The following is a 24,600-nucleotide window of genomic DNA, read 5'->3' on the forward strand; positions in this document are numbered from 1 at the left end:
AGGGAAAAAAAGGAGATCTGTATCAGATAGAAGGGTGATAAAAAAGGCCCTTAAAAAAGGGCCATTTTATTTAGTGTAATTGAATTTTTGGACCTTTTACTCTCATATCGTAAGAGCGATCATTAATCGCACTATGGATTTGAAGAAGTTCATTATAAATGTCACTAAAAGGTCTCTCTCCAAATTTAATCTCAAGAGGCTCAACATCCGTTGCCATGAGTTTAAATTCAAAATAAACAGAATCATTTAAGTCTTTATCTTCCAAAAGAGAAGCAAGGAAACCAACTCCCATCTGACGAAAAATGGTTTGGTCATTAAGATCAAGAATCTTTTCGATTTTCTCTTTTCCTTTAAGGCCTTTATCTGAAATTATAGCATGAATTTTCTTTGCGAGACGCTTGGCCTCCATTTTATTAATTCTTACTAAATTTCTAAATCGTCTCCACACCTGAGTAAGGACTCCACCAATTTTCCCTGCGTATAGTCTCTTTCTCTCTTTTAGATAAGCAAGCATTCGCGCTTCGACTTGAGCGTAAGTGAGGTTTTCAATTTTCTCAAAGGCATCACCTTTGAAGATAACTTGAAAAAAGATTCTTGCATTTCTTTTTCTATTGAATTCTTTCCACTGATCCCAGTCGATATTCTTATAAAGAGTTGTCGGAAGATTATCAATGAGGATCTGATGAACCTTCGCCTGCTCTTCCCCACTGAAGTTCTTATCTTTTCTCCAGTAGTTGAAACCGAAGTCTGTATAATGATCTCCAAGATCTTGATCATCAACAGGAACCAGTCCAAATAGTTGTGATTCAGTTTCTTCTTTATATTTAAATGGCCACGTTCTTAACTTTGATTGCTTGTATCTTGTGTAAACAGGATAGTAGTATCGTCTTCTTTCACCTGTTTCATCTTCATAGGTAATTGTACTTTTTTTGAATGAATTATTCTTTTTAAAGCTTGCGAGAATAAGTCCCAATTTTAGATTCGACTTTTTAATCTTATAATCATTAAGACCTTTGAAAAGACGATCGACTCTTCTGTGATCTTCTCCAAGATCTGCCAAGGCAAGTTTGTCAGCACCTTCAAACGTCGAAACCATCGTTTTTTCTAAACTTCCACTGTTGAAATTGTCTGCGAAAATAGAAAGGTCTTTAAATTTATAAGTCGAGCTTAAAATTTTATCATAGGCCTCTCTTGCATCTTGGTCATTTAAATCAAAAATATAGTCGAGAATGAATTGGTGTCTTACCCCTTTTGAAGTATTGGATTCAAATAGATTTAAATCAAGAATCCTTTCAATGGCCTTATCGACAACGCGAACTCCTGCGATCTCAAAATCAACACCCGCTTTACCTGTAATTCCACCTTCGCGTCCTCTATCAGCAATAAGCTTCATACGAACTCTATTATTGGCCATTCTAAAAATATTAACGATGAACTGTCCACTCACCAGGTAGTAGATCTTACCTTCAACAGGTACGTCTGTAGGGCCTAGATTTGTTTTTGCTCCTACGACCACACTTAATGTAGCAGGTAAACTTACGAAGTCACCGACTTCTAATTTACGGGCCATTTTTGCAGTAAGCGGTAACTGAGCGAGAGTATAAGGAAGGGCCTTTAAGGCTTCTTTTTGTGATTTAAATTGTCTGACAAATTTAACGTGAGCTTCGCGGTTCATATTAAAATAAACAGGAGAGCTCGACTCGATAATATCGCCAACATTAATATTTGTTTTTAAAGACCAGTCATCGATTCTTGAATAGAACTGAGCTTCATAAGAAGGCTCGACTTCATAGCGGTAGCGATTAGAAAGAGAAATCCCTTCAAAGAGGTCAATATCCAAAAAGTCTAATTTAAACTTAACATCTAAGTCAGCGACTTCTTGCTTTAGTCTTGTTACAACTTTTGACTTCTCAAGTGAATCCGTAATTCCAGCTTGAGTATTAAAAGCTGTCGCACTAAAGACAACTAGGAATATTAACTTCAACATTACTCTCATAACCCTTCCCTCAATTCTTAACTTTTCTGGCCTTCTTATACTGTAATTATTGAAACTTAGGGGGATTTTCTCTGACAAAATAGCGCTAAAAGTGTCAACGACCAATATTTAAGGACTTATCTAGATCTTTTATCGAAGCTCACTGCACAAAAACAAGAACTTTTTACAAACTAATTATTAGTTAATAAATCATTGTGAACATCACTGATTTCAACTTGAAGTTTCGGATCATAGTAACGAACCGGCTCTTCATCGAGACCGATGAGTTCTTTGAGTTTTCTAATTGAAACGAGATTGCGATCTTGAAAACGCCAAAGAGCAAAGAGTTGAATAACAAAGCGCTCGGGTAGCTCAAAAGAGACCACCTCTTCATTGTCGGCAATAATGCGATCTTCCTGGGCTAGAGCGAGTACACACCTTCCCCTCAAGCACAATCGCCAAAGGTAGTTAATGTGATCACTTTCTATAAACTCTTTTGGCTGTACTTCATTTCGAAGAAGATAGTTTTGAAGGTGCTTATTAAATCTTGATGCCGAAGCATTCCTCGCCATGGGAATTGATCTCAATAGATCTCTTGGATCTCGAAAGAGATTATAGAGTTCTTTAGAGACAAAAAAGCGAAGTGAATACTCTCCAATTTTTTTTGAATTAATTCCCTCTCTTTGGAGATCTTCAAAAGAGATGGCCCAATCAATAAGACCGCTATGCAAGTTATTCATAAGAAGATCAGCATCTTTAAAGCTCTTCGTATTTACAGTTCCAAAGGGCGTAAAGAGATCCCAATATTGAGAAGTAAACTCAGTGACGATATCATCGGCCAGAGATTCTTCAATCCCAACGGTCACAGGATATCCTCCAACCTCTTTATCAGAAAGAGAGTCCATCAAGCGCGTTCCCGTTTCAAACATCCTCTTGGAGTAAGTAAAAATCCTTCTCCCTTCGGCCGTTAGAATCATAAGTCTAGACTTCCTAACAAAGAGCTTTGCCCCAATAGATTTTTCAAGTTTTTTAATCTGCTCACTAATTGTTGAAGGGGCCAAGTCCATGGCGATCGATGCATCTTTTAAAGAGCTGGCCTTGGCCACTTGATAGAAACAATGAAGATGGTTCCAATTTAGATTGAGCATGAAAACTCCTTAAAGATTGCCCTTGAAAATTCGGTAATACCGAAAAAACGAGAATAAGTCTCGAAAAAATAAAACTAAGTTAGTATGATTGAACGACCTAAACAAGGATGGTTGAAATGACAATGAATAATCAAGCATTTACAGCGATAAGACGTAAGAATGCCAAGGGTTCAAACCTTGAAAATAACGATCGCTTAAAATTAATCAGTGCGTCGAACCTCCCTTCGGCCAACGTGGAATCTTCCTCTTTGAATAATTTGAATATTGAAAATTCTAATTTAACGAAAGCAAATTTTAATAAATGCAACATCAAGGGTGCGACTTTTACTCATTCAAATTTTGAGAAAACAAGTTTTACTTGGTCTAACCTTTCTAGAAATAAATTTATTAAGAACAACTTTCAAAAAGCTGACCTTCAATTTTCAAATATGCGCTCAAGCCATATCAAAGAAAGTAACTTAAAAGGTGCAAACTTAAGTTGGTCAAAACTTGATAAGGCCGTCTTTGAAAAATGTGATCTTAGAAAAGCCAACTTTTCAGGATGTGATCTTTCAAAAGTTCGCTTTGTAGAATGTAATTTGAAGGGTGCGATTATTGATATTAATACCAAACTGCCTTTTGGACATGAGACGGCCAAAAAGCTTGGTATCCAAAATATAGGACTCCACTAAATTAATTTTTAGGAAGCTTAATAACGAAGCAAGTATTGGAGGAGCTCTCATCAAGATAAAGATCTCCTCCATGAGCTTTCATAATTTTCTTTGATAAACTTAGACCCAGCCCAGTTCCTTTACCCATTTCTTTTGTTGTAAAACAAGTTTCAAAAATCTTTTCACTATTTTCTTTTGAAATTCCTGCACCGCTATCGATAACTTTAATTAAAAGTTCATCACGGCTATCTTCAATTTCAATACGAATCCACTTGCGCTCTAATTGCTCAACGGCATCTTTTGCGTTTATCACAAGATTTAAAAGAACTTGGCACAGCTGAACGTGACGGGCCAAAATATGTTGGTCTTCATCGTAGGGAGCTATTTGAAGTGTTACTCCACTTCTTTTGAGCTTGGCCTTAGTAAAAGAGATTGTATCGTCTATAATTGATCTTAGAAGAACGAGCTTCTTTGATTCAAGCTCATCATTACGTGCAATTCTTTTAAGGCCCATGATAATCTTATCTATTCTTTCAACTGCCCACGAAGCCTTTTCAATATCGCTCTTATAAGGCTCTGGAATTTTCCTTAAAGAGCGCTTTAAGTAACCATCAACAATAGAAAGTGGGTTTGAAATCTCGTGCCCAATTCCAGCAGTCATCTCCCCTAGAGAAGCAAGCTTAGCTCTAGAAACAGCATTCTCTTGCTCTTTAGCAAGTTCAATTTGGGTCTTTCTAAGTTCGGTATTATCAATTCCAATAAGGACAATCCCCTTACCATTATTGAAGAGATTGAGAGTAAGAATATAATTTCTCTGACCTTGAGAAGGTGTATTTACGAGCATTTCTACTTGATAGTAGTTTTCAATTTCACCATCAAATAATTTCTGACAAAGTACCTCTAGATCGAGATCACTTTGAATTTCTTGAAAACCAATTTTCTTTCCGACAAATTGATCTGGTTCAAGATCATAGAGTTCTGCCAATCGCGAGTTAACCCCTAAGTAGCGATAGTCTTTTCCAATCCAAGAAACGAGTCCAGGAATCCCATCGAGAATCGCTTGAATATAACTATTTTTTTCTTCGAGTTCGCGGGAGATAAGTAATTCTTTAGAGATATCTTTTACAAAGGCCTGAAGAATCCAAGACTCTTCGACTTCAAAAGCATTCAGTGTTACTTCAGCTTCAAAGAGAACACCGTTAATCTTCTGGTGAGTCCAGTTAAAATGGTTATGTCCCTCTTTGACCGCCTTTTCAATCATCTCTTTTGCTTTCACTTCTGATCTTGAACCATCTGGTTGAAATTCTGGAGAGAGATCACTAGGACCGTAATTAGAAAAATCAGACTTAGAATCAAGACCAAATAATTCGACTGTCGCTTGGTTACATTCAAAAAAGCCATCCTCATCCAAAAGCATAATAGGACTTTTAGTATTATCAAAAAGAGAGCGATAAAATTTAACGCCTTCTTTTAATTTTGGATGTTTTTGCGATTGGTCTGGTTTATTCATATTCATCTATTGTCACTTATCCTCTTACGCCTTTAAAGTGTGAACATTTTGCCACCAAATTTATTTAGCGCTCGCTTTACTAACGGCTAGAAAAGGGATGTCGTAGCGATATTGATCGACCCATCTTTCACTAAGACAAGCATGGCCACCTTTTCCCCAACCACTACCCCAGCTATTGGCCGTAAGGTAGCAAAAGCGTCCTTCTTTGCTTTCTAAGCTTTTAGGCAATTTCATATATCCGACTAAAACGATTGCATGCCCCTTGGCATGTGAATCATTTGCAAGCTTTGTTTGATTTGTACTAAAGACATACCCATCATTGTTATAGAAACTATCCGAGAGCTTAAACCCACTAACGACAGGGTGATCATCCTTTAGGGCCTTTAGAATAGAATCATGATTTCTAACTTCATAAAAAGAATCCAGCTTCGCAACTCCCCTCTGGCAACCAGTTGCTAGAGGAATCTGCGTATCATTTGAACTCTTTTGTGTTTTAACATAAGGGCAACTTTTTCTAAGAGGAATATCATAGTCACCAGAAGACTTTGATCTCATAAAACCATTATAAACCCAAGAGCCACCTCTTTGGCATGGACTTGTTTGGCACTGTGGCTTACTTGAAAAATAAAAGTATTGTTCTGATAAAGAGAGGTTTTTATTTTGTTTCGCTAAAACAATTTCAATGGCCCTAACCCCAGCAAATGAAGCACAAGTAGGCCTTTGGCCTTGATCTTTAATATCCAGATCGAGACTCCCCTTTACAACGTGGTAGTCCTTGAAATTTTCAACTTTAATCTTTGTTTTTTTGACTTGTTTAACTTTAATGGTCTTTGTTTTTGGTACAGGAATTTCTTCTAGCGACTGCTTATACTGAGGGATCTCTTTTTGGTATCTCTTTTTATCAACTTTCCAATTATTTAAAATTTTCTTCTTCTCTTCTTCCCAACTCTTAATTTGAGCTTTCTTCTTTTCTTGCCAATTTTGTTGCTCATCAATTTTTGAATCCATCCAATTTGAGCTTTTAGCAAGGCCCTTCTTTTGAGCTTGTTCTTTATTCGCTTTAATCTTTTGACGATTTATTTCTTTAAGTAATTCAACTCTCTCTTTTCCACTTAAAGGACGATCTGTTGGGAGTCCAAGTTTTTTCTGTGCCTGTATCCTAATTTGATCTAATTGAATTTCAACTTTATTTTTAGCAACGACTTTATCCACATACTCAACTTCTTCAACAATCTTCAATTCATTAGAGATATTAAAATCTCGAGCAATAGATTTTTGGATTTCACTTAGTATTAAATTCGATTTATTAGAAAGTCCGTATGAACTAAATGATAAAGAGAATAAGAGAATGAGTGTACTTTTCATTTTGATACCTTGAATAATGAATTAGCATTATTTTAAGGCCCAATGAAAGTACACTCAACTTAATTTACAAAGATTTATTTAGGATTCCAGCGAGGCGAATACCCGCTTGTAAGAGTCTCTTATTAAGGTCGTTAATATTAACAAAATTATAAGTGTACTCTTTGTATTTACCGTATTTCTTTTTATTTTTTACGATTTCATAAACTTGTTCACGAAGTGACATTGATTCTTTAACCCAAACTTGAATCCCATCTTTTTGCCAAGATTTGATATCTTTTTTTGAAGCATGATTAATGAAGCTTGTATATTCTGTGAAACTAAGTTTTTGCATTTCAATGAGATCTTCATCCCAAACTTTATGAAGGTTAGAATCTTCTCCAAACCACTCAACTTCAACACTATTTCCACCACGGTCATGTGCATGTCCAACGTGTAGAGGCTGGTGAATATCACCAACGAGGTGAACGAGAAATTTCAAAGCTTCATTTCTCTCTTTCTTACTCGCTTTCTTATTCGCTAAAGTTTTCGTAAATTTTTCAATAGCTGAAACGACATCACCCTTTTTATTTTTATCGATACTTTTATAAGTTTTTCCATCGGGAATACTTACATAGTGCCAAGGATTAGCATGTCTCCAATTAGGATCTGATTTAATGAAGTCGGCCCATACGGCAACTTGCGCGAGAGTCTCGGTTCCTAGAATTTTTCTGACTTCCTTTTGTGCTTTAGCACTTAGGTGTTTTGAGGCAATTTCTCCAACAATTCTGTGACCATTCGGTCCCCAAGCAAATGACTGCATAGAAAAGGCTACGGCCAGTGTTGTAACTAATAACTTCATGATTTTAATTCCCCTTCTCTTTTAGAGTTATCTAATTTAGCTAGTGGTAAAGTAACAATAAATTGAGTGTTCTGGCCATTTGGATTGTAGCTAATACTTCCACCATAGCTTTTGATAATTTGAGAAGAAAGACTTAAACCAATTCCCGTCCCTTTTGTATCTTTAGTTGTATAGAAGAGTTCAAAAAGGTGCTTACGCACATTTTCAGGAATCCCCTCTCCACTATCAGTGACAAAAATCTTAATCTTTCTCGACTCTAATACCCACTCAACGCGAACCCACTTCTTTTCAATCTCACTAATTGCATCGATAGAATTATTGATGAGATTAGTGAGAACCTGGATCAGCTGTACAGGCTTACCATAGAGAAGGGCCTTTGGCCTGTCATGAATTAATTCGAAATCGAAGTCATTTGTTAGGGATTTGTTAAGAACAATCTCATGGAGCTCTTCAAGAGTGTCGTAGACGCTGTAGAGTTTATCTTCTTGATGCTCTGTGTTTCTGGAAAGTGTCTTGACTCCTTTTATAATCGAGTCGACACGATGGGCCTGTTCATCAATCGATTTAATGGCCTTATCGATCTCTTCGTCCCCCACTTTTTGAATAATTCTTTTAAGGGATTTTAGTCGCCATAAAATGATCGTCAAAGGATTGTTAATCTCATGAGCAACAGAAGCAGCAAACTCACCAAGACTCGCCATTCTCGAACTTGAAATCATTTGTAAGCGGTTTCTCTCTAATCGAACTTCAAGTTGTGTTCTTCTCCAAAGAGCAAAGGAGATATAAATGAGCAGCATTAGAAGGACAACACAAAGAATGATAAAAGTTCTCTTTGTTACTTGGTTCTGATTTCTAAGACCATCAAAGTCAACAGCGCGACTTTCCCAGTACTCCGACTCTTGAAAAGCAAGAACACTCGTAATGCGAACAATCTTATTTTCGAGCTTCGCCAATTCAACAGCGACCTCTTTTCGAGACAAGCTCTTCTCTTCTAATCCATCGAGTATCTCTAAAAAAGAATTGGCCAATAAAGAGTACTCATTAAGAAGAGACTCTGATTCATTGAGGTCTCGAACAATTTGGCCAGAATTTGTTCTTTGAGCTTCTCTTAAAAGAACTGAAAAAAGGCCCTTCCCTGACATAAGGCGAATATAGGCGCCTTCTAAATCTTCAAAGTCCTCGGTTCTCTTATAATCACTGAGATGCTTTAATGTTGCGTTGTTAGCAGAGATAGCTTGAAAGTAGCCCCTTGATAAAAGGCGGTAAGAGTAAACTTTCAACTGAGCTTTCTCTAGTCGGCTGACACCTTCATCATATGATATGTAGACGATCATAGCGATGATCGTAAAGATCAATCCAATGACTGAAGTTCCTTTTAAATACCGTTTTAACCATTCCTTATTCATATTTATTTAAAAATAAAATCCCTTACCATCCAAACCCAATCAACACCCTCTTTAGCAAGTTCAGCTGCAGAAATCGCTTTATTTGATGGTTTTACTATACGAACAGGTCCCATTTTATCAGCTGAAAAAAAGTGTCCAGACTCCTCAAAGGCAATAAAGATATTCGACTTCTCACAGCTCGATCTTTCAAATTCTCTCGTGTAATCATTGATGGCAACGATGACGAGTTTCTTTGCCTTCTTTATTGAGAATTGATCGAAAACATTACAAAGACTGAAAGCTGAAAAAGTTACTAATTTATCTTCTTGATAAGGATCGAAGACATTAATTTTTTGATGAGTAAATGTTTTGAGATAATCAACTTTGAAGTTAGATTTTACTGAGCTTTTTACAAGCCCTTTCATATAAATCTTTTGGCGTGGAAGTTTCGAACTCGAAAATGAATTCACACACCAGAAAGCCAGAGAAAAAAGAATAATGATTTTTTTCATAAAACAACTCGAAGCTAAGCAGATTAATCTCTATATTTTGCCTATGCAAAAGACATTAATCAACTAATACTTCGAATAATTTCTGTTTAGTTCGATCGTTCGACGAGTACCACATCTAAATCAGTACAGCTTGTTTTAACGACAACTTCATAAGTTAGTACTAATTTATTGAAACGATTGAATGGTTCCCAAACAACAATTTGAGCTTCATAGAAACCATCGCCCAAATATTCGATATCGATTGTTTTATCGCCTCTTTGATCAACGATCGTACCATAGGCCTTGGCAGAGTCTTCAACTGCAGCACTCACCTGATCATGACAAGCGAATGATGAAATATTTAAAAGAAGTGTAAATAAAGTAATAACAGAAAAAAGTTTCATAAAAATCCCCATGGCATCGTATTGCGCTACTTCTTTAGCATAAAGATATTAAAACCGGCCCTACTCATCGAGTCATACCTGTCAAAAATATCTCCATCAACTGATTATTTAAAGAATTCTTAAGAAAAAGCTCGAACCCCTGTTAATAAAAGGTCAAAAGAACCGATAGAGTCCCTATGAGAGCAAAAACACTAGGAATTATAGGACTTATCTTATCAACATGCCTATCAATAAAGGCCTTCGCTTACAATGATACTCCCAATTATTGGCGCTGCTATAACCGGCAAGGTGGCCAGTGGATTTTTGGACGGGCCCCACAGATTTGTGATGGCCATGAGTTTATCGATATGGAATTTGTCGAGCGCGACTATGCTGAATTGATTTTTTCAGATGCAATCGATCACCAAGAAGAAAGACGCCGCTACATGAGTGAGATGTACGCACTCATCGTTCAAACATCTGAATACTTTATTCGCTCTAAAAAAAGTGAGGTAAGTGAAGAAGAGGTAGAACAATTTATTCACGCCTCTTTGGCCATCGCTCATCAAGAGAGTTACTGGAGTCACTACCGACAGGCCCAAAGTGGTCACACTCAATTTATGAGAGGAGACTACGGTCATGGACATGGGATTATGCAAGTCGATGATCGCTGGCACTTTGAAGCAGTCACATCAGGTAAGGCGACCAATATCGTTCTCAATATGATCTACTCGCTTGAAGAATATTATCACGCTTGGAAAAGTGCACCTTCTAAAAGTTGTGTCCGTTCACAAACCGACTGGGTAGCAAGAGCAAGGTCGGCCTATAGTGCCTATAATGGTGGCCCTTCTAAAATTTGTCGCTGGACAAATTCAGGAGATCGCTGGGCGAGAAATGACCGCGGATACTACGACAAGTATCGAAACAAAGACTGGGAAAAGTATGTTGATGATTTTAATACCCTAGCAAAAGTTGATATAGCTTGCTTGGCAGAGGGTGGTGAAAATTGTCGAATGGAACCAACAGCGCCAGTTGCAGTGGTTGAAAAACGATTTTACAAAATGGAAGATGCTAGCGTCTGCGTATTTAAAGATGATCAACTTCACTGTATCGATTCAACAGAAGATCGAATCTGTCTCGCTCAAGAAGTTTATGAAACAACGAGTATATCTGAAAAGCTTTATCAAAGCACTCGCATTGATATGGATCAATATGAAAAGAAAACATATGACCGTCATCAATCATGCTCCAAAGTTCCAGGACTCTACTCTATAGGCGATACCATCGATCTTGGAAAAAATATTAATGTCAGAGAAACACCAGGCGGAAAACTTCTTACGACATCAAAAAAGGATATAAACTATCAGGTCTTAGATTTCATTATTCAAGAAGCTCCAGAATACAAACGTTACTACAAAGTGATCCACTCTAATAAAGAGGGTTATATCTACGCAGGAAATAAAGATGATTCTCTTCAATGGGCAAAGAAAACAACAAAGGCACCAAATGAGAGGATCATTGTGGCCCTTGAAAGTGAAATTAAAACAAAAAAGGAAACGGTCTTACTAGATGAACTTTTAAGACCTATTCGAAACCTGCAAAAAGAAGAAATTCTCATAGTGAAGGCCTATCGCCTTCAAGGCCAAGAAAATAGCTTCTTTTTCAAAGTTCAGACTGATTCCGATTCAGGTTATATTTATGTTGGTTCAACAAGACCGACAACGAACCTAGATGAGTTTGTCGAAAACTATGTTGAAGAGAATTCAACAACCGAGACAGGCAAAGAGGAAAAGCCTGAAAAAATTGAAAAGAAATATGGAAAGCTTAAGTCATCTACTTGGTATCGATCAATGAAAAGTTGCGCTTCCAGTCGCTGTTCCCATATTCGCTATATTCGTGGACCTAGGCTTGGAGGGAAGAGCTTTGAGATCATCTACAAAGAAAATAGTTGGTACTTAATTAAGTCAAATGGCAAACGTGGATTCATTAAAGAAAAGGATGTTCAGTTTCTATGAAAAAGAAAAAACTCATTATATCAGCAACTGGTTTTACTTTTCTTCTCGTAGGTTCTTTTTATTCGTTTAAAGAGCAACTTAATTATGGTGCTCATCAAAGAGCAAATTACATGAGAAGCCCTGCAAGTATTGATCATGTGGAAATTTCACTAATAGAGAAAAAACGCGAAGACGTTGCAAAGATCTCCCTAAGGCTTGAAATGCTTGAGCAATGTTACAACGAACAAGTTTGTGGTTTTGATCAATCTGATTCAAGAAGCTATGCTTTAGCCGTTGGTTCTGCTATTTCAAAAGAGTTAAATGAAATCTATGATAAAATTCAAGAGGGAGAACTCGTTGACTCTCGTTACGAAGATTTAGCAAATCATTATCTGAAAATTCCCGATGGTCACGTCAAAGAAGAGGCCTTAAATATTCTCTCGACTCAACCTCCTTCGCAAAAGAGCTTTGAAACAATTGTCGACTATGCCCTTCTCTATCATGATGATGCTCTTATAGAGCAGTCAATGACTGAGCTTTTAAAGTATAAAGAAACGCATGAAAATGAAATTATGAATAGTTTTTCTAAGGTCTTGAGCACAAGTTCTCCCATGGTAAGAGAAAAGCTTGGCAGTCACATTTTCCCTTTCCTTAATGAGAGAACGTATGATCAATTCATTACATTCTCAACTCGTCTACCGAAGGGTTCAAAGACTCAGATTGCTCTAAAGGCCGCAATCAGAAAGTATCGATACACCAATCGATTATAATTTAAAACCTGGATATAACTTCTTTGCTTCGTACTCAATGTCTTCACGTTGAGACGAAGTAATATTTAATCGTTCCATAGCACTTAGAACAATTTTAAAAATCGATTCATCTTTGTTCCCTGCGCGTATTAACTTCACTCCTTCCTCGATTCTCTTTCCATCTGTTAAATTGAATGAGTTAATCTGAAACTCTAAAGCATCGTATAAATCAATGTCTGTCTCATCTGTTTTATTGATAGAGATCGCTTGATAAGCTTCATCTGGTCTTCCGGCCATGAGATAACTCTTCACTAAACTCTCAAAGATCTGTGCCTTTCCATTACTTAGTTGGGCCGATTTATTTAAAATATTAATCGCCTCATCAATTTTCTCTTCACCAACAAAGAAGCGTCCACAGATGGCCAAACCAGCAGAGAGATAATTTTGAATGTGAGAGTTCGCATACTTTACTTCAGAAAAGATTTTACTGTAGTTCATTATATCTTCATAACGAGAGTTAATAATACTTAGTCTCGTATAATCTGGAATATGATCAGGATTAAGAGGATGATGCTTCAAAATATCACAAGCAATATTGTATTGTTCACTAAATCTCTTAGTCTCTCCGTAGAGAAGAAAGAGTTCTCGAAGAGCTGGATAATGACTCTCCATAATAGAAAGAACTTCTATGAGAAGGTTTTCGGCCTTTTGAAAATTTCTGTCTTCACGATAAATCTTTCCAAGTAAACTCTTAGCGAGAAGCGGACTTTTTGTTAAGTTAATTGATTCTTCCAACAAGCTTAAGGCCTGGTCTCGATCTTTTTGACTAAGACATGCTCGTGCCTTCTCTACAGTTTGATGATAAGGAGAGGGCCTAATCTTTACTTTAATCGATTTAATAATTGTCTCTTCTAAAGACTTAATGGTGAAAGGTGTCACTAGAACAGCATCAACATCTAAGTCTAAGGCCATACAACCTGAAGATGGAGAATTGTCATCTGTGACAACAAAGAAGCAAGCTTCCATTCGGTTAGGATGATATTGAATATGATCTTCTAAAAGCTCAAGTCCATCTCTTTTTCCAAGAGTAATATTTGTTATAACAATATTAGGTCGCGTCTGTTCGATGTGAGATTTTGCCTCTTGAAACGATTCACAGATATGAACTTTTTGTCCATTCATACCAAATTGAACCAGTAGCTTCTTAAGAGAAGTTCTATTCATGCTATCAGGCGTAACAATAAGGGCCGTCTTCTTAGAAAAGAATTTCTCGCAATATTCTTTAATTTTCTTTTCTTGCGCACTCAACTTACTGCTCATAGCTCTTCCTCTTCAGCATCATCTAGCTCAACATCATAATCAGGAGATATGGGAGAGGAAATCGAAGTAACTTTATTTTGAATATTCTTATAGAGTGCAATAAAGCGGCGCCATTTACTCTCTTCAAACTCTAAAAAACTAAATTCGGCCATCATAGAATCTTCATCAACTTCAGTTCTTACAACTTTCGCGAAAATACTAAAGACACCTTGGAAAGTATTCTTGGCCATCTTTAATTCAATTGTTTTCTTAGGAACTTTAGAATCAAAAATATAGATAACAAATTTCTGTCCTTCTCTAGCACTATTGAGTGGTAGTGAAAGACAAATTTTATTTTTATCCAATTCTCCAGGGTGGATACATTGATACTCTTCAATGAAAAGCCCTGAAGTTTCATTTTTTAAAACAAAGGTATGCTTGAGAGTTTTAAAGTCCTCATGGCATAGGTATTCACTTAGATCTTTTTCCATTCAACAATCCTCTACTCTCTATTATAGATTGCAATCAAAGTGGCCTAAATACTTGAAAGTTAAAATTAATTCTTAAGATTTTTCCGGCCATAAGTCATCGAAATTACTAACAATTTAAATATGAAGCGAATCAATTAAATTCGAACAAGGAAATAAACTCCCCGTTTGGAAATTGAGTGCCTATAAAAAGCCTAATCTCGATCATAAAAACGCGATTTTATCAATTTGACGATCTTTGAAGAAAGGCCTTAAAAGAACAAAGTAAGGCCAAAAAAAGGAATAAAATATGTTAATTCAATACAGCACGAATCTAGATCTCCTAGAAAAATTGAATATCGAAGGCTTCTTTGTTGGATGGCCAAGTCCACCATCGAGCACTGTTTTTAGAAAGCTCTTAGAAGGAAGTTACAAAGCTGTTTTGGCCTTTGAAGATCATAAACTTGTAGGATTTGTAAACTCTATTTCAGATGGTGTTTTATCGGCCTACATTCCCCTACTAGAAGTACTTCCAACTCATCATAATAAGGGAATAGGAAAAGAGCTAATCAAGAGAATTCAAAAAGAATTAGAGCACCTTTACATGGTCGACTTACTCTGTGACCAAGAGCTTATTAGTTACTATGAAAAGCTCGGTATGATGAAAGCTCAAGGAGCCTGTATGAGAAACTATGACAGGCAATCAGGTAATTAATTCATAAAGTTATATTAAACACTGCGCGAAAAACTTTTATCCTATAAACAATGGTTACTGATGAAACAACACCAGGATGAAAAAAATGAAAATAACTCTTTTAGTACTTACTTTAATTTGTTCAACTAGTTTTGCTAATCAAAAGTCGAATAGTCCTATTCAACCAAAAATGAATGTAGAATCAGGATTTCTTTTAAAAGATATTTCTTCAACAAGTCTTTTAAAGAAGCTTGGACTTGAATCAAGTGATAAGATCACTCACATCAATGGTAAGAAAATTAAGACTCTTTCTGAATTAATGAGCGAAGCCCCTAACATCAAGAGTCTAACGATTATCCGCAATGGAAAAGCTAAGACTCTTAACTACAATTTCGAAAAATAAAATGGCGGGCGTCAGCGCCAAGCGAGCGACGAATATTCGAATCCCGGTAACTCTCGTAGAAAACCTAAAATGACTAAAATAAATCCAAAGAAGTGGCGGGGCGTGAGGGACAAATTTGCGGTAATTTGCATCGCAAATTAATGCAAAGTTTGTGAGGAGTCCGCGCCGAAGCGTCAGCGCCAAGCGAGCGACGAATATTCGAATCCCGGTAACTCTCGTAGAAAACCTAAAATGACTAAAATAAATCCAAAGAAGTGGCGGGGCGTGAGGGATTCGAACCCCCGACCAAGAGGTTCGAAGCCTCCTACTCTATCCAGCTGAGCTAACGCCCCCGAGAAATTCCATTATAGCTGGCCCCCAACCAAATGAAAAGCATGTAAAGTTTTGAAATAGCGTCTCTTTACAGGCCATTTTTACAGATTTTACTTTCCCAGAATTAAGTTTTCGACTATACAATGAGACACAGGAGTTATTTATGAGTATCAGTGTTTTCGATCTTTATTCGGTGGGAATTGGGCCTTCAAGCTCACATACAGTTGGACCAATGCGAGCTGCCAGAGAGTTCATTTTAACTCTCAAAGAGAAAGATCTTTTGGGAAAAACTGAAAAACTCAATCTAGAGCTCTACGGATCTCTTGCTCTTACGGGTAAGGGACACGGAACAGATAAGGCGCTCATTCTTGGAATTGAAGGTCATAAACCTGAATCTGTTGATCCCGATCACATCGATGAAATTTTAGAGAGTGCTTATCGCGATTTGAAAATTGAACTTTTAAAAGGCGATGATCAAGCGAAGATTGTTTCATTTGATCCAAGAGAGGATATCAAATTTCATCGATCAGAAACTCTTCCCTACCATAGTAATGGAATGTGCTTTCAGGCCATCGATGAGTCTGGAAATGAGCTCTTTAAAAAGACTCTCTACTCCATTGGTGGAGGATTTATTGTTGAAGAGGAAGTTGTTAAAAGTGATGATCACTTTCATGGGCCTAGAACTTTAAAAGTTCCTCATCCCTACTCTACAGCAGAAGAACTTCTTGAGCTTGGGCAGACTCTCAATATGACCATCGCCCAAATTGTTCTGGCCAATGAACTTGTTTGGCGAAGTGAAGAAGAAATTAAAAAAGGACTACTCGATATTTGGCATGTGATGCAAAAATGTGTTCAGCGAGGGTGCACTCAAGAGGGAACTCTTCCAGGTGGACTCAAGGTAAGAAGAAGGGCCCATTCAATTTTCAAAGGTCTTTTAGAAAAGCCAGAGGCCTCTCTAACTGATCCTCTTACCATTATGGATTGGGTTAATCTCTATGCTATTGCCGTTAATGAAGAAAATGCTGCTGGTGGACGAGTTGTTACAGCTCCAACAAATGGTGCAGCTGGAATCATTCCGGCCGTGCTTCATTACTATGATCGCTTTTGTCCAAAAAGTAATGATGATGGAATTGTAGACTTCTTATTAACTGCAGGGGCAATTGGAATTCTCTATAAAACGAACGCTTCAATCTCAGGAGCTGAAGTTGGCTGTCAGGGCGAAGTTGGTGTTGCTTGTTCTATGGCGGCCGGTGGACTTACTCAGGCCATGGGTGGTTCAAATGAGCAAATTGAAAATGCAGCAGAAATAGCAATGGAGCACAACCTTGGGTTAACATGTGATCCAATTGGTGGACTCGTTCAGATTCCTTGTATTGAAAGAAATGCCATGGGTTCAATTAAAGCGATCAATGCTTCAAGAATGGCCTTACGCGGAGATGGTAAGCACTATGTCTCTCTTGATAAAGTCATGAAGACAATGAAAGATACAGGGGCTGACATGGAAACCAAATATAAGGAGACAAGCCGCGGAGGGCTTGCCGTCAATGTTCCAGAATGTTAAGCAACAGCTTCGCAGTCAAACATAGGGATCTCTAAGACAAAAGTTGTCTTCTTAGCATGCTTATCTAAAAAGACTTTTCCATTTAAATTCTTTGCCAGATTAGAACAGAGGCTTAAACCAACTCCTGTTCCTTTCCCCTTACCTTTTGTCGTCACAAATGGCTCCATAATCTTATCTTGGATTTCAACAGGAACACCCTTTCCCGTATCTTCGACGAGAATCTGAACGTTAGGGCCATTTTCTTGCAAGGATAAATTGATGTGACGTTCAGGACACTTCTCAAGAGCATCACAGGCATTGCTTATTAAGTTAATGAGAATCTGTGACATCTCTACTGGTTTCGTATAGATATCTGAATCTTTTAGTTTATTGACGATGCGAACAGAAACTCCATTTTTTTGAAGCTTCACAAGACTCATTTCAACACTATCTTTAACGACTTTAAAAAGGCTCACCTTTTCAAGGCCCTCAGAGAAATCAACGTGAGAGAGGTCGCGAATATTTTTAGAAATAATACCAATTCTTTTTAAGGCCTCTTCCATGCGAAAGAGACTGTCTTGAATTTTTGTTTTATCAAGATACTTACTTTCAAGTTCTTTGCTAATCTGCTCAATATGAAGGCCAGCGACAGTTAATGGATTATTAATCTCATGAACAATCCCTGTCGACATTTCACCAACAAGAGCAAGTTGTGAAGAGAGTTTGGAAATTTGTTTTTCCTTTTCAACTTTATCTTCCAAAAGTTTTCTCTCAGTTACATCAAAGCGAATGGCCATATAGTGTGTGATTTTACCATTTGTTTTATAAGGAATAATTGTCGTATCAACCCAGTAAAGTTCACCGCTTTTCTTTCTATTGCAAACTTCACCTTTCCAAATTTTTCCACTACCAATTGTGGCCCACATATCTTTAAAAAATTCTTTTGGATGAAGTCCCGAATTAACAAGCTGGTGCGTACTTCCAATGACTTCTTTTTCACTGTAACCAGAGATCTCATAGAATTTATCATTAGCGTAGTTAATGATTCCTTTTCGATCCGTGGAAGCAACAATAGCGACTTTATCGAGCATGACCTTATATTGCTTTTTAATATCACGAGCAACAGCAACCTCAGCACTTTGTTCTTTAAATTCTGTGATATCAATGAGAACACCGTGAAGACTCTTCACCTGATTTCTTCTATCTCTTTCAACGATAACTTTATCTTTTACCCAGATAAGCTCTCTATTCTTTTTATAAATTCGATACTCAAATTCGATGAAGTCCATTTTATTAGCAAGGGCAAATTCATATTCTTCAGTTACTCTATCTATATCTTCTTCATAAATGAGATGTTGAAATCCCATTTGTCCATGTTCAAACTCATTCTTATCGTAACCAATACTTGAGATGTTTTTCGAGATCTGAACAATTGGCCATCCTTTATTCGGAGAACAAACATAATAAAATGTTGGACTCTCCTGTTTAAGCTTATCGATATATTCAAGTAGCTTACTCATAAAAATATATTCCCCGTTACATAATTTCCGTCATGTTTTTTTTCGGATAAAACAGGGTAATTCTAAACGCATCTTGGACTTTTTCTGGGCGAAATGTGAATTTTTATTCACATTTCGTTTACAAATGTAAGGATTTTTATTTAAAGAATGAAAAAGGCCAATAAAATTGGCCTTTTATAAGTTAATTCATAAGACGTTTTTTAGACGAATAATTTTCCATCCACATGACGGCGATGAAGCCAAGGATGATTAGAGTGAAGGCAACAACCGTTTCGCCATCAATTGTTGACGGTAGAATATTAGCATCGCGAATCACTTTAACTTTTCCGCGAATCACTTTTGATTCAACAATCACTTTCCAAGGCCACACTTTCTTCATCGACCCAATGAGGATTCCTGTTAGAAAGGCCATTGTAAGATTATGGTAATGCTTCATAAACCAGTTGAGGATTTTAGAAAATCCAAGAAGTCCAGTTACAGTTCCACAAAGAAAGACTCCAATCGTTGCAAGATTCGAGACGAGAAATGGATTTTTAATGGCACCCGTAATGAATTCATACTTTCCTAAAATAAGAAGGAGAAAAGACCCACTTAGACCAGGAAGAATCATGGCCGTAATTCCAATGACACCACAAAGATAGATAAACCACCAATCGTTTGGAGTATCAACAGGGATAAGAGAGACCATCATCCAAGCAAAAACAGCTCCAATCACAATCATCCCCATATTCTTAGCAGAAAATGGAGCATCAAGTTGTTTCCAAATAACGAGGATAGAAGCAGCTATTAAACCAAAGAAGCTTCCCCATGTTGGAATTGGATGTTCATTTAAAAGAAAGTGCATTAAGCGGGCCAGTCCAAGAATGGCCACAGCAATACCAAGTCCAAGAGGAATGATAAATCTTAAATGAAGTCTTTCAAAAGCACTCTTTAAACGCAATGACAGAAGGTCTTTGAAAAAGTCTTTATTAATTGAAGCAATCGCCTCTAATAAACCTTCATAAATACCTGTGATAAAAGCAATCGTTCCACCAGAAACACCTGGTATAAGATCAGCTGTTCCCATGGCAAGACCTTTTGTAAAGAGAGTTGTCATCTCTTTAGTTCCAACAGGTCCCGGTCCAGCATTCCAAACATCTTTCCAAGTCTTTTTACTCACCTGCATCCTCCTCTTTTGCAAAAGGAGTTAACTCCCACTCAACTTTGTGACGACACTTAGGACATGAAAGGTGCTTCCCATCACGCTTTGTTTCTTTTTCACACATAATCGCGCTTCCACAAGATGGACAATCGTAAATATATGGCTTCGTCCAAACAGCGGTTTCACAATCTGGATAGTTCGTACATCCATAAAAGATTTTACCGTAACGTGATTTCTTTTCTGCAAACTTTCCTTTTTTACAATTTGGACATGTCACATCAATTGTATAAGGAAGAGTTGTTTCACATTTTGGATAATCTTCACAACGAACGAAACGTCCATATTTTCCCTTCTTCTCTTCAAGTTTCTTTCCACATGTTGGACATGGGTCTCTAAACCATTTTTTAGGAAGAAGGTGAATGTTACCTTCAAGATCTTTTTTGAAGTCATGTGTCGAAGTACAGTCTGGGTAATTAGAACAAGCTAGAAACTGCCCGTTTCTTCCCCACTTAATAAGGTATTCCCCATCAGTACATTTATGACATTTAATTCCAGTTGGGATTTCTTGTTTTTTGAGGTTTTTCATTTCCTCTTTTGCTTTTTCAAGCGTAACTTCAAACCCCTTCCAAAATTCAGATAATACTTTTTTCCACTTAATTTCGCCGTCTTCAATCTTATCCAAGAGTTTTTCAATATTGGCCGTAAATCCAATATCCATGACATCTGGGAATGATTCGATAAGCATACGACAAACAACCATTCCAAGCTCAGTAGGCATGAAACGATTTTCAATCTTTTCAACATATCCGCGGTCTTGGATGTTTGAAATAATTGAAGCATAAGTTGATGGACGTCCAATTCCCTCTTCCTCGAGTGTCTTAACAAGAGAAGCTTCATTGAAGCGAGGAGGCGGAGAAGTCCAGTGCTCTAGCTCAGCAGGATCTTTAATTGGCTTAATCTTCTCACCTTCACTAATATCCGGTAGAAGACCTGACTTTACATCATTTGATTGTTCCTCATCATCGCCTCCACGTCTTGATCTCTTTTCAGCAGCAGCTTCAAGATAAACGTGACGGAAACCAGGGAATTTAATGATCGATCCATTGGCCCTAAAATAGTGGCCTTCACAAATAAAGCTTACAGTCGTTTGATCGATGACAGCTTGACTCATTTGCGAAGAAATAAATTTATTCCAGATAAGTTCATAGAGCTTTTGCTCATCAGGAGAAAGGTCTCCACGAACTTCATCAGGAGTGAATTCTAAACTAGTTGGTCTGATGGCCTCGTGGGCATCTTGAACCTTTCCATCATTCTTTTTCTTTTTAGAATAATTAATCTCTTCACTAGCAAGATATTCTTTTCCATACTTATCAGTGATAAAAGAGCGAAGCTCTTGCATCGCCTCAGGAGCGGTACGAACAGAGTCCGTTCTCATATAAGTGATAAGACCTTGTTGACCATGATTTGTAAGCGCAATCCCTTCATATAGTTTTTGCGCAATCATCATTGTCTTTTTAGCAGTATATCCTAACTTATTTGCAGCTTCCTGCTGAAGCTTAGATGTCGTAAAAGGAGGCGTTGGGTTTTGTTTTCTTTCACGCTTCTTAACTTCAGTAACTTCAAAATCTTTTCCCTTAACATCATTAACAATCTGTTGAGTGAATTCAATATCTGTTAGATCAGTTTTCTTCTTGGCCTCTTCTCCATAATACTTAATTTCAAATTTAGTATTACTTTTTTCCATTTCTCCGTGGATAGAGAACCACTGCTCAGGAACGAAGGCCTTTACCTCATCCTCACGCTCAACGATAACTCTAAGAGCAACCGACTGAACACGACCAGCAGAAATACCTCTTTGTACTTTATCCCAAAGAATTGGAGAAATCTTATAACCCACAAGTCTATCGAGTACTCTTCTCGTCTTTTGAGAATCGTACATACTACGATTCAACTCAGTAGGAGTTGCAATGGCAGCTTGAACAGCATTCTTTGTTACAGCGTTAAAAACGACACGGTGAATATTCTTTTTTCTCACACCAATTTCTTCAGCTAAGTGAAAAGCAATGGCCTCTCCTTCACGGTCGGGGTCAGGTGCCAGGAAAATTTCAGTAGCGTCTTTAGCAAGCTCTTGAATTCTTTCAATCTTAGATTTCTTCCCAGTGATAGGAACGAGATCAATTTCAAAGTTATCTTTGATATCAACACCAAGCTTTGACTTAGGAAGGTCCTTAATATGCCCATTTGAAGCGACGACCTGATAGCCTTTACCGAGGTACTTTTTAATTGTCTTCGCCTTTGAAGGAGACTCCACAACAACTAAGTTATATTCACCAAGACTTCTTTTAGACACTTTTTTAGCGGTCTTCTTAGTGGACTTTTCTTCTGCTGTTTTAGTCGTTTTCTTCTTCGCCGTCTTTTTTGAGACTTTTTTCTTAGCAGTCTTCTTCTTCGCAGTTTTCTTCTTAGCCGTTTTCTTCGCTGTTTTTTCTTCAGCTGCGCTCATATAAATCCTTTTTACTTAAAAAAATAAAGGCTCCAAAGGAGCCTTTACTTGCTAAGCACTACCTTATATATAGATTTGTTTCTTTATTCTTCAGTATTCAATAACTCGTCTATTTCTTCAAGATCAAATTCAGTAAGACCGTAAGGGTTTTCCTTTTCATTGAGGTCTTGATCAAGATACTTGCGTCCAATCTCTTTTTCAATATCATTTACTGATTCAAACGCGTTAGCATCCTGTTTTTTCTGATTGTTCTCAATCGTATCGAGGTCTTGTTGCTCAAGGAACTTGTCTTCATCGACCTTTGCTTCATTCAGAGATTTCTCAGCATCGATGATTTCACCTTCTAATCTCTCGAGTTCCTTAAGATCCTTCTCATGCTCTTTAATAACTGATTTTTCGCGCTCTTGACGCTCAAGCTCCTGTAGCTCGTCTTCAGTTAATTGAATCTTATCGACGCGATCAAGAAGATCATCACCAAGATTATTCAGGTTAAGTTCAACGTCAAGCTCTTCAAGAGACCTTGCTTCCATGTTCTCAACTTGACCTGCGAAGCCCTTCCCCTTGAGTTTTGCTTCGCGCAATGCTTGCTCTTCTGTCTTGGCCAGAGCAAGTGAACCCATAGGAATTTCAACGCGGCTATTGGTAACGAGTGCGGTAGCGAAGTTATCTGTAAGTGTAATTACTGTCAACTCACCTATTTTATATGTTGGGTCTGGTGTAATTCTTTTATCCGTTCCCTTATCTACAAACGAGTAAATTTCAAACACATTACCCATTTCAACACCATCTGCTCTACCACGATCAATGTAGACAACATCACCAAAAGAAATTCCATCGGCCGTTTGACGATAGCTGTCAATAATCGCCGCTTCAATCGAGCGTCTATTAAAAGTCTGTAAAATCTTATCGATCTTAGGCGTAAAAATAGTGACTCGCGCACCGCGCTGAACAAGACCAGTGAGATTTGTTACCAAACACTCCCACTTATTATTCTGTTTTCTAACAGCTTTTATTTGCGCTGCAATATTATACTTGTAACCTGTTCTATCGGAGATCGGATGAGAGCTCTTTCCTTCAGGCGTATAAATAGAAAATCTATCACCTGGCTTTACTTTGACACCCTTATCAAATTCGACAAAAACCTTCTCATGGCTTTTAACAAAAATTGATTCATCTTTTTTATCTGTCAGCGTACCAAGATCCTGAACAACGTTTGTCGTTAAAAAAGAGTTTAAAAAGAAACCTTCTTTAACTTCATATTCAATTTTTGAGGCCCTATCAAAACCAGAAGCATCATATTCATCCCCCGGCTCCTGAATCAAGATTTCAGGCACAGGTGGTTCATACTTTCTATACTCATCACGAATAGCAAATTCACCAAGCTCACGAAGATCGTCAAAAGTCTCTTCGGAAGCAAATTGAAAGAAGACACCTTGATCAATGAGCTTTTGTCTCTCTTCTAACCAACCAGGCTTTGATTCGTCACCAAAGCGATCGAGGTTAAATCCTCTCGTAGATTTTTTTGAAATATTTTTTTCCGCTGGAGCATTTTCAAACTCTCCAAAAGAAACATTTGGAAATTCATCACTCGTTCCCGAATTGAAAACGAGGACCATACCTGGCTCGATCTCGTGTGGGTTAGTAATATGTGGGTTCATGGCCCAAATTTTAGAATAATAAAACCCTGATCCAAAGAGACTCTCAGAAATTTTCCAAAGATAATCACCCTCTTGGACAACATATTTTTCTTCTTTAGATTGATTACTAATTTCTTCCCATTCAGTGTCTGGAATTTTAGTTTCTAAGAATTTAGAAATTTCAAGAAGCTTCTTCTCTTCTTGACCAACATCAAAGATAAGAGGTGCTCTAGGAGATTGCCCCTTCTCTTTTTCACCTTCATTAACAATGGCCGAGTTTTCTTTATCAAAAACAAAATCAACATCGTCATTGATATAGATTGCGTTATCTTTTTTTATTTCTTCATTCTTTTCTTTTTTCTCATTAAAAACATTTTCGCCAACATCATTTTTGAGCGATTCAAGATCATCCACTTCTTCGATTTCAGAAATGTCCAGATCAGGAGTCCCCTGCTCCAGCAATTCGAGATCTTTAGCATCAAGCAGCTCAAGATCACTACTCCCCTGAGAAAAACTCAATTGAGAACTTACCAGAGAACAAAAAATGAGAGGTAAAAACCATTTCTTATTGGCCAATCCTAACTCCAAGTTTCAAT

The 24,600-nt window shown here is 37.4% G+C and carries 20 protein-coding genes and 1 tRNA gene; 6 read left to right on the plus strand and 15 right to left on the minus strand.

Annotation, left to right across the window (positions count from 1 at the left end):
* Positions 1–70: 70 nt before the first annotated feature.
* Both HBN50_RS11530 and HBN50_RS11535 read right to left on the minus strand, forming a co-directional pair.
* Positions 71–1,996 (minus strand): hypothetical protein, encoded by a 1,926-nt coding sequence (locus tag HBN50_RS11530; protein WP_273870145.1) that lies wholly within the window; start codon positions 1,994–1,996, stop codon positions 71–73.
* A 170-nt stretch (positions 1,997–2,166) separates the two neighbouring features.
* Positions 2,167–3,123 carry a LysR family transcriptional regulator gene (locus HBN50_RS11535; protein ID WP_273870147.1) on the minus strand — a complete coding sequence of 319 codons (957 nt, stop codon included), beginning with the start codon at positions 3,121–3,123 and terminating at the stop codon, positions 2,167–2,169.
* 116 nt (positions 3,124–3,239) lie between these two features.
* Here HBN50_RS11535 and HBN50_RS11540 point away from each other — a divergent pair, with 116 nt between their 5' ends.
* Positions 3,240–3,794, plus strand: coding sequence for a pentapeptide repeat-containing protein (locus tag HBN50_RS11540; RefSeq protein WP_273870150.1), 555 nt, complete (start codon positions 3,240–3,242; stop codon positions 3,792–3,794).
* A 1-nt stretch (position 3,795) separates the two neighbouring features.
* On the opposite strand, the gene HBN50_RS11545 is transcribed toward HBN50_RS11540, so the two are convergent.
* From HBN50_RS11545 to HBN50_RS11570, 6 genes are all read right to left on the minus strand, one after another.
* Positions 3,796–5,283 carry a PAS domain-containing sensor histidine kinase gene (locus HBN50_RS11545; RefSeq protein WP_273870152.1) on the minus strand — a complete coding sequence of 496 codons (1,488 nt, stop codon included), beginning with the start codon at positions 5,281–5,283 and terminating at the stop codon, positions 3,796–3,798.
* Positions 5,284–5,343: 60 nt separating this feature from the next.
* Positions 5,344–6,648 (minus strand): C1 family peptidase, encoded by a 1,305-nt coding sequence (locus tag HBN50_RS11550; RefSeq protein ID WP_273870154.1) that lies wholly within the window; start codon positions 6,646–6,648, stop codon positions 5,344–5,346.
* Positions 6,649–6,712: 64 nt separating this feature from the next.
* A complete protein-coding gene (locus HBN50_RS11555; protein ID WP_273870156.1) occupies positions 6,713–7,486 on the minus strand; it encodes a S1/P1 nuclease in 774 nt (257 codons plus the stop codon).
* A complete protein-coding gene (locus HBN50_RS11560) occupies positions 7,483–8,892 on the minus strand; it encodes a sensor histidine kinase (protein WP_273870158.1) in 1,410 nt (469 codons plus the stop codon). The genes HBN50_RS11555 and HBN50_RS11560 overlap by 4 nt, the downstream gene beginning before the upstream one ends.
* Before the next feature lie 2 nt (positions 8,893–8,894).
* A complete protein-coding gene (locus HBN50_RS11565) occupies positions 8,895–9,383 on the minus strand; it encodes a hypothetical protein (RefSeq protein WP_273870159.1) in 489 nt (162 codons plus the stop codon).
* 86 nt (positions 9,384–9,469) lie between these two features.
* Complete coding sequence (locus HBN50_RS11570) at positions 9,470–9,766, minus strand: hypothetical protein (RefSeq protein WP_273870161.1); 297 nt, start codon at positions 9,764–9,766, stop codon at positions 9,470–9,472.
* A 176-nt stretch (positions 9,767–9,942) separates the two neighbouring features.
* Between HBN50_RS11570 and HBN50_RS11575 the strand changes: the two genes are divergently transcribed.
* The gene (locus HBN50_RS11575; protein ID WP_273870163.1) at positions 9,943–11,760 is read left to right on the plus strand and encodes a hypothetical protein; all 1,818 of its coding nucleotides are present in this window, start codon (positions 9,943–9,945) and stop codon (positions 11,758–11,760) included.
* Positions 11,757–12,509: a hypothetical protein gene (locus tag HBN50_RS11580; RefSeq protein ID WP_273870165.1), complete on the plus strand. Its 753-nt coding sequence runs from the start codon at positions 11,757–11,759 to the stop codon at positions 12,507–12,509. The genes HBN50_RS11575 and HBN50_RS11580 overlap by 4 nt, the downstream gene beginning before the upstream one ends.
* Here HBN50_RS11580 and HBN50_RS11585 read toward each other — a convergent pair.
* Together HBN50_RS11585 and HBN50_RS11590 are read right to left on the minus strand one after the other, a co-directional pair.
* Entirely contained in the window at positions 12,504–13,808 is a 1,305-nt protein-coding gene (locus tag HBN50_RS11585; RefSeq protein ID WP_273870166.1) for a response regulator, read from the minus strand. The two genes, HBN50_RS11580 and HBN50_RS11585, sit on opposite strands and share 6 nt — an antisense overlap.
* On the minus strand, positions 13,805–14,278 hold the full coding sequence (locus tag HBN50_RS11590) for a hypothetical protein (RefSeq protein ID WP_273870167.1): 474 nt from the start codon (positions 14,276–14,278) through the stop codon (positions 13,805–13,807). The genes HBN50_RS11585 and HBN50_RS11590 overlap by 4 nt, the downstream gene beginning before the upstream one ends.
* A 286-nt stretch (positions 14,279–14,564) precedes the next feature.
* Here HBN50_RS11590 and HBN50_RS11595 point away from each other — a divergent pair, with 286 nt between their 5' ends.
* Positions 14,565–14,969 carry a GNAT family N-acetyltransferase gene (locus tag HBN50_RS11595; protein WP_273870168.1) on the plus strand — a complete coding sequence of 135 codons (405 nt, stop codon included), beginning with the start codon at positions 14,565–14,567 and terminating at the stop codon, positions 14,967–14,969.
* Positions 14,970–15,054: 85 nt separating this feature from the next.
* Positions 15,055–15,351: a hypothetical protein gene (locus HBN50_RS11600; protein WP_273870170.1), complete on the plus strand. Its 297-nt coding sequence runs from the start codon at positions 15,055–15,057 to the stop codon at positions 15,349–15,351.
* Between the two features lie 255 nt (positions 15,352–15,606).
* On the opposite strand, the gene HBN50_RS11605 is transcribed toward HBN50_RS11600, so the two are convergent.
* Positions 15,607–15,683, minus strand: a tRNA-Arg gene (locus tag HBN50_RS11605).
* Positions 15,684–15,826: 143 nt separating this feature from the next.
* Here HBN50_RS11605 and HBN50_RS11610 point away from each other — a divergent pair.
* Positions 15,827–17,224 (plus strand): L-serine ammonia-lyase, encoded by a 1,398-nt coding sequence (locus HBN50_RS11610; RefSeq protein WP_273870172.1) that lies wholly within the window; start codon positions 15,827–15,829, stop codon positions 17,222–17,224.
* On the opposite strand, the gene HBN50_RS11615 is transcribed toward HBN50_RS11610, so the two are convergent.
* The 4 genes from HBN50_RS11615 to HBN50_RS11630 all read right to left on the minus strand — a co-directional run bounded on the left by HBN50_RS11615 (position 17,221) and on the right by HBN50_RS11630 (position 24,580).
* Complete coding sequence (locus tag HBN50_RS11615; protein WP_273870174.1) at positions 17,221–18,723, minus strand: PAS domain-containing sensor histidine kinase; 1,503 nt, start codon at positions 18,721–18,723, stop codon at positions 17,221–17,223. The genes HBN50_RS11610 and HBN50_RS11615 overlap by 4 nt on opposite strands.
* Positions 18,724–18,904: 181 nt before the next feature.
* On the minus strand, positions 18,905–19,882 hold the full coding sequence (locus HBN50_RS11620) for a DUF368 domain-containing protein (protein WP_273870176.1): 978 nt from the start codon (positions 19,880–19,882) through the stop codon (positions 18,905–18,907).
* Positions 19,875–22,367 (minus strand): type I DNA topoisomerase, encoded by a 2,493-nt coding sequence (gene topA / locus HBN50_RS11625; protein WP_273870178.1) that lies wholly within the window; start codon positions 22,365–22,367, stop codon positions 19,875–19,877. Before topA ends, HBN50_RS11620 begins: the two co-directional genes overlap by 8 nt.
* A gap of 83 nt (positions 22,368–22,450) precedes the next feature.
* Entirely contained in the window at positions 22,451–24,580 is a 2,130-nt protein-coding gene (locus HBN50_RS11630; protein ID WP_273870179.1) for a LysM peptidoglycan-binding domain-containing protein, read from the minus strand.
* Between the last annotated feature and the right edge of the window lie 20 nt (positions 24,581–24,600).

This window comes from Halobacteriovorax sp. GB3, from assembly GCF_028649655.1.
In the GTDB taxonomy this organism is placed as follows: domain Bacteria; phylum Bdellovibrionota; class Bacteriovoracia; order Bacteriovoracales; family Bacteriovoracaceae; genus BSW11-IV.

Bases quoted from the DNA above. Each gene is read 5' to 3' on its own strand.
- HBN50_RS11530 (WP_273870145.1), bottom strand. From the start codon at position 1,996: ATGAGAGTAATGTTGAAGTTAATATTCCTAGTTGTCTTTAGTGCGACA.
- HBN50_RS11535 (WP_273870147.1), bottom strand. From the start codon at position 3,123: ATGCTCAATCTAAATTGGAACCATCTTCATTGTTTCTATCAAGTGGCC.
- HBN50_RS11540 (WP_273870150.1), top strand. From the start codon at position 3,240: ATGACAATGAATAATCAAGCATTTACAGCGATAAGACGTAAGAATGCC.
- HBN50_RS11545 (WP_273870152.1), bottom strand. From the start codon at position 5,283: ATGAATAAACCAGACCAATCGCAAAAACATCCAAAATTAAAAGAAGGC.
- HBN50_RS11550 (WP_273870154.1), bottom strand. From the start codon at position 6,648: ATGAAAAGTACACTCATTCTCTTATTCTCTTTATCATTTAGTTCATAC.
- HBN50_RS11555 (WP_273870156.1), bottom strand. From the start codon at position 7,486: ATGAAGTTATTAGTTACAACACTGGCCGTAGCCTTTTCTATGCAGTCA.
- HBN50_RS11560 (WP_273870158.1), bottom strand. From the start codon at position 8,892: ATGAATAAGGAATGGTTAAAACGGTATTTAAAAGGAACTTCAGTCATT.
- HBN50_RS11565 (WP_273870159.1), bottom strand. From the start codon at position 9,383: ATGAAAAAAATCATTATTCTTTTTTCTCTGGCTTTCTGGTGTGTGAAT.
- HBN50_RS11570 (WP_273870161.1), bottom strand. From the start codon at position 9,766: ATGAAACTTTTTTCTGTTATTACTTTATTTACACTTCTTTTAAATATT.
- HBN50_RS11575 (WP_273870163.1), top strand. From the start codon at position 9,943: ATGAGAGCAAAAACACTAGGAATTATAGGACTTATCTTATCAACATGC.
- HBN50_RS11580 (WP_273870165.1), top strand. From the start codon at position 11,757: ATGAAAAAGAAAAAACTCATTATATCAGCAACTGGTTTTACTTTTCTT.
- HBN50_RS11585 (WP_273870166.1), bottom strand. From the start codon at position 13,808: ATGAGCAGTAAGTTGAGTGCGCAAGAAAAGAAAATTAAAGAATATTGC.
- HBN50_RS11590 (WP_273870167.1), bottom strand. From the start codon at position 14,278: ATGGAAAAAGATCTAAGTGAATACCTATGCCATGAGGACTTTAAAACT.
- HBN50_RS11595 (WP_273870168.1), top strand. From the start codon at position 14,565: ATGTTAATTCAATACAGCACGAATCTAGATCTCCTAGAAAAATTGAAT.
- HBN50_RS11600 (WP_273870170.1), top strand. From the start codon at position 15,055: ATGAAAATAACTCTTTTAGTACTTACTTTAATTTGTTCAACTAGTTTT.
- HBN50_RS11610 (WP_273870172.1), top strand. From the start codon at position 15,827: ATGAGTATCAGTGTTTTCGATCTTTATTCGGTGGGAATTGGGCCTTCA.
- HBN50_RS11615 (WP_273870174.1), bottom strand. From the start codon at position 18,723: ATGAGTAAGCTACTTGAATATATCGATAAGCTTAAACAGGAGAGTCCA.
- topA (WP_273870178.1), bottom strand. From the start codon at position 22,367: ATGAGCGCAGCTGAAGAAAAAACAGCGAAGAAAACGGCTAAGAAGAAA.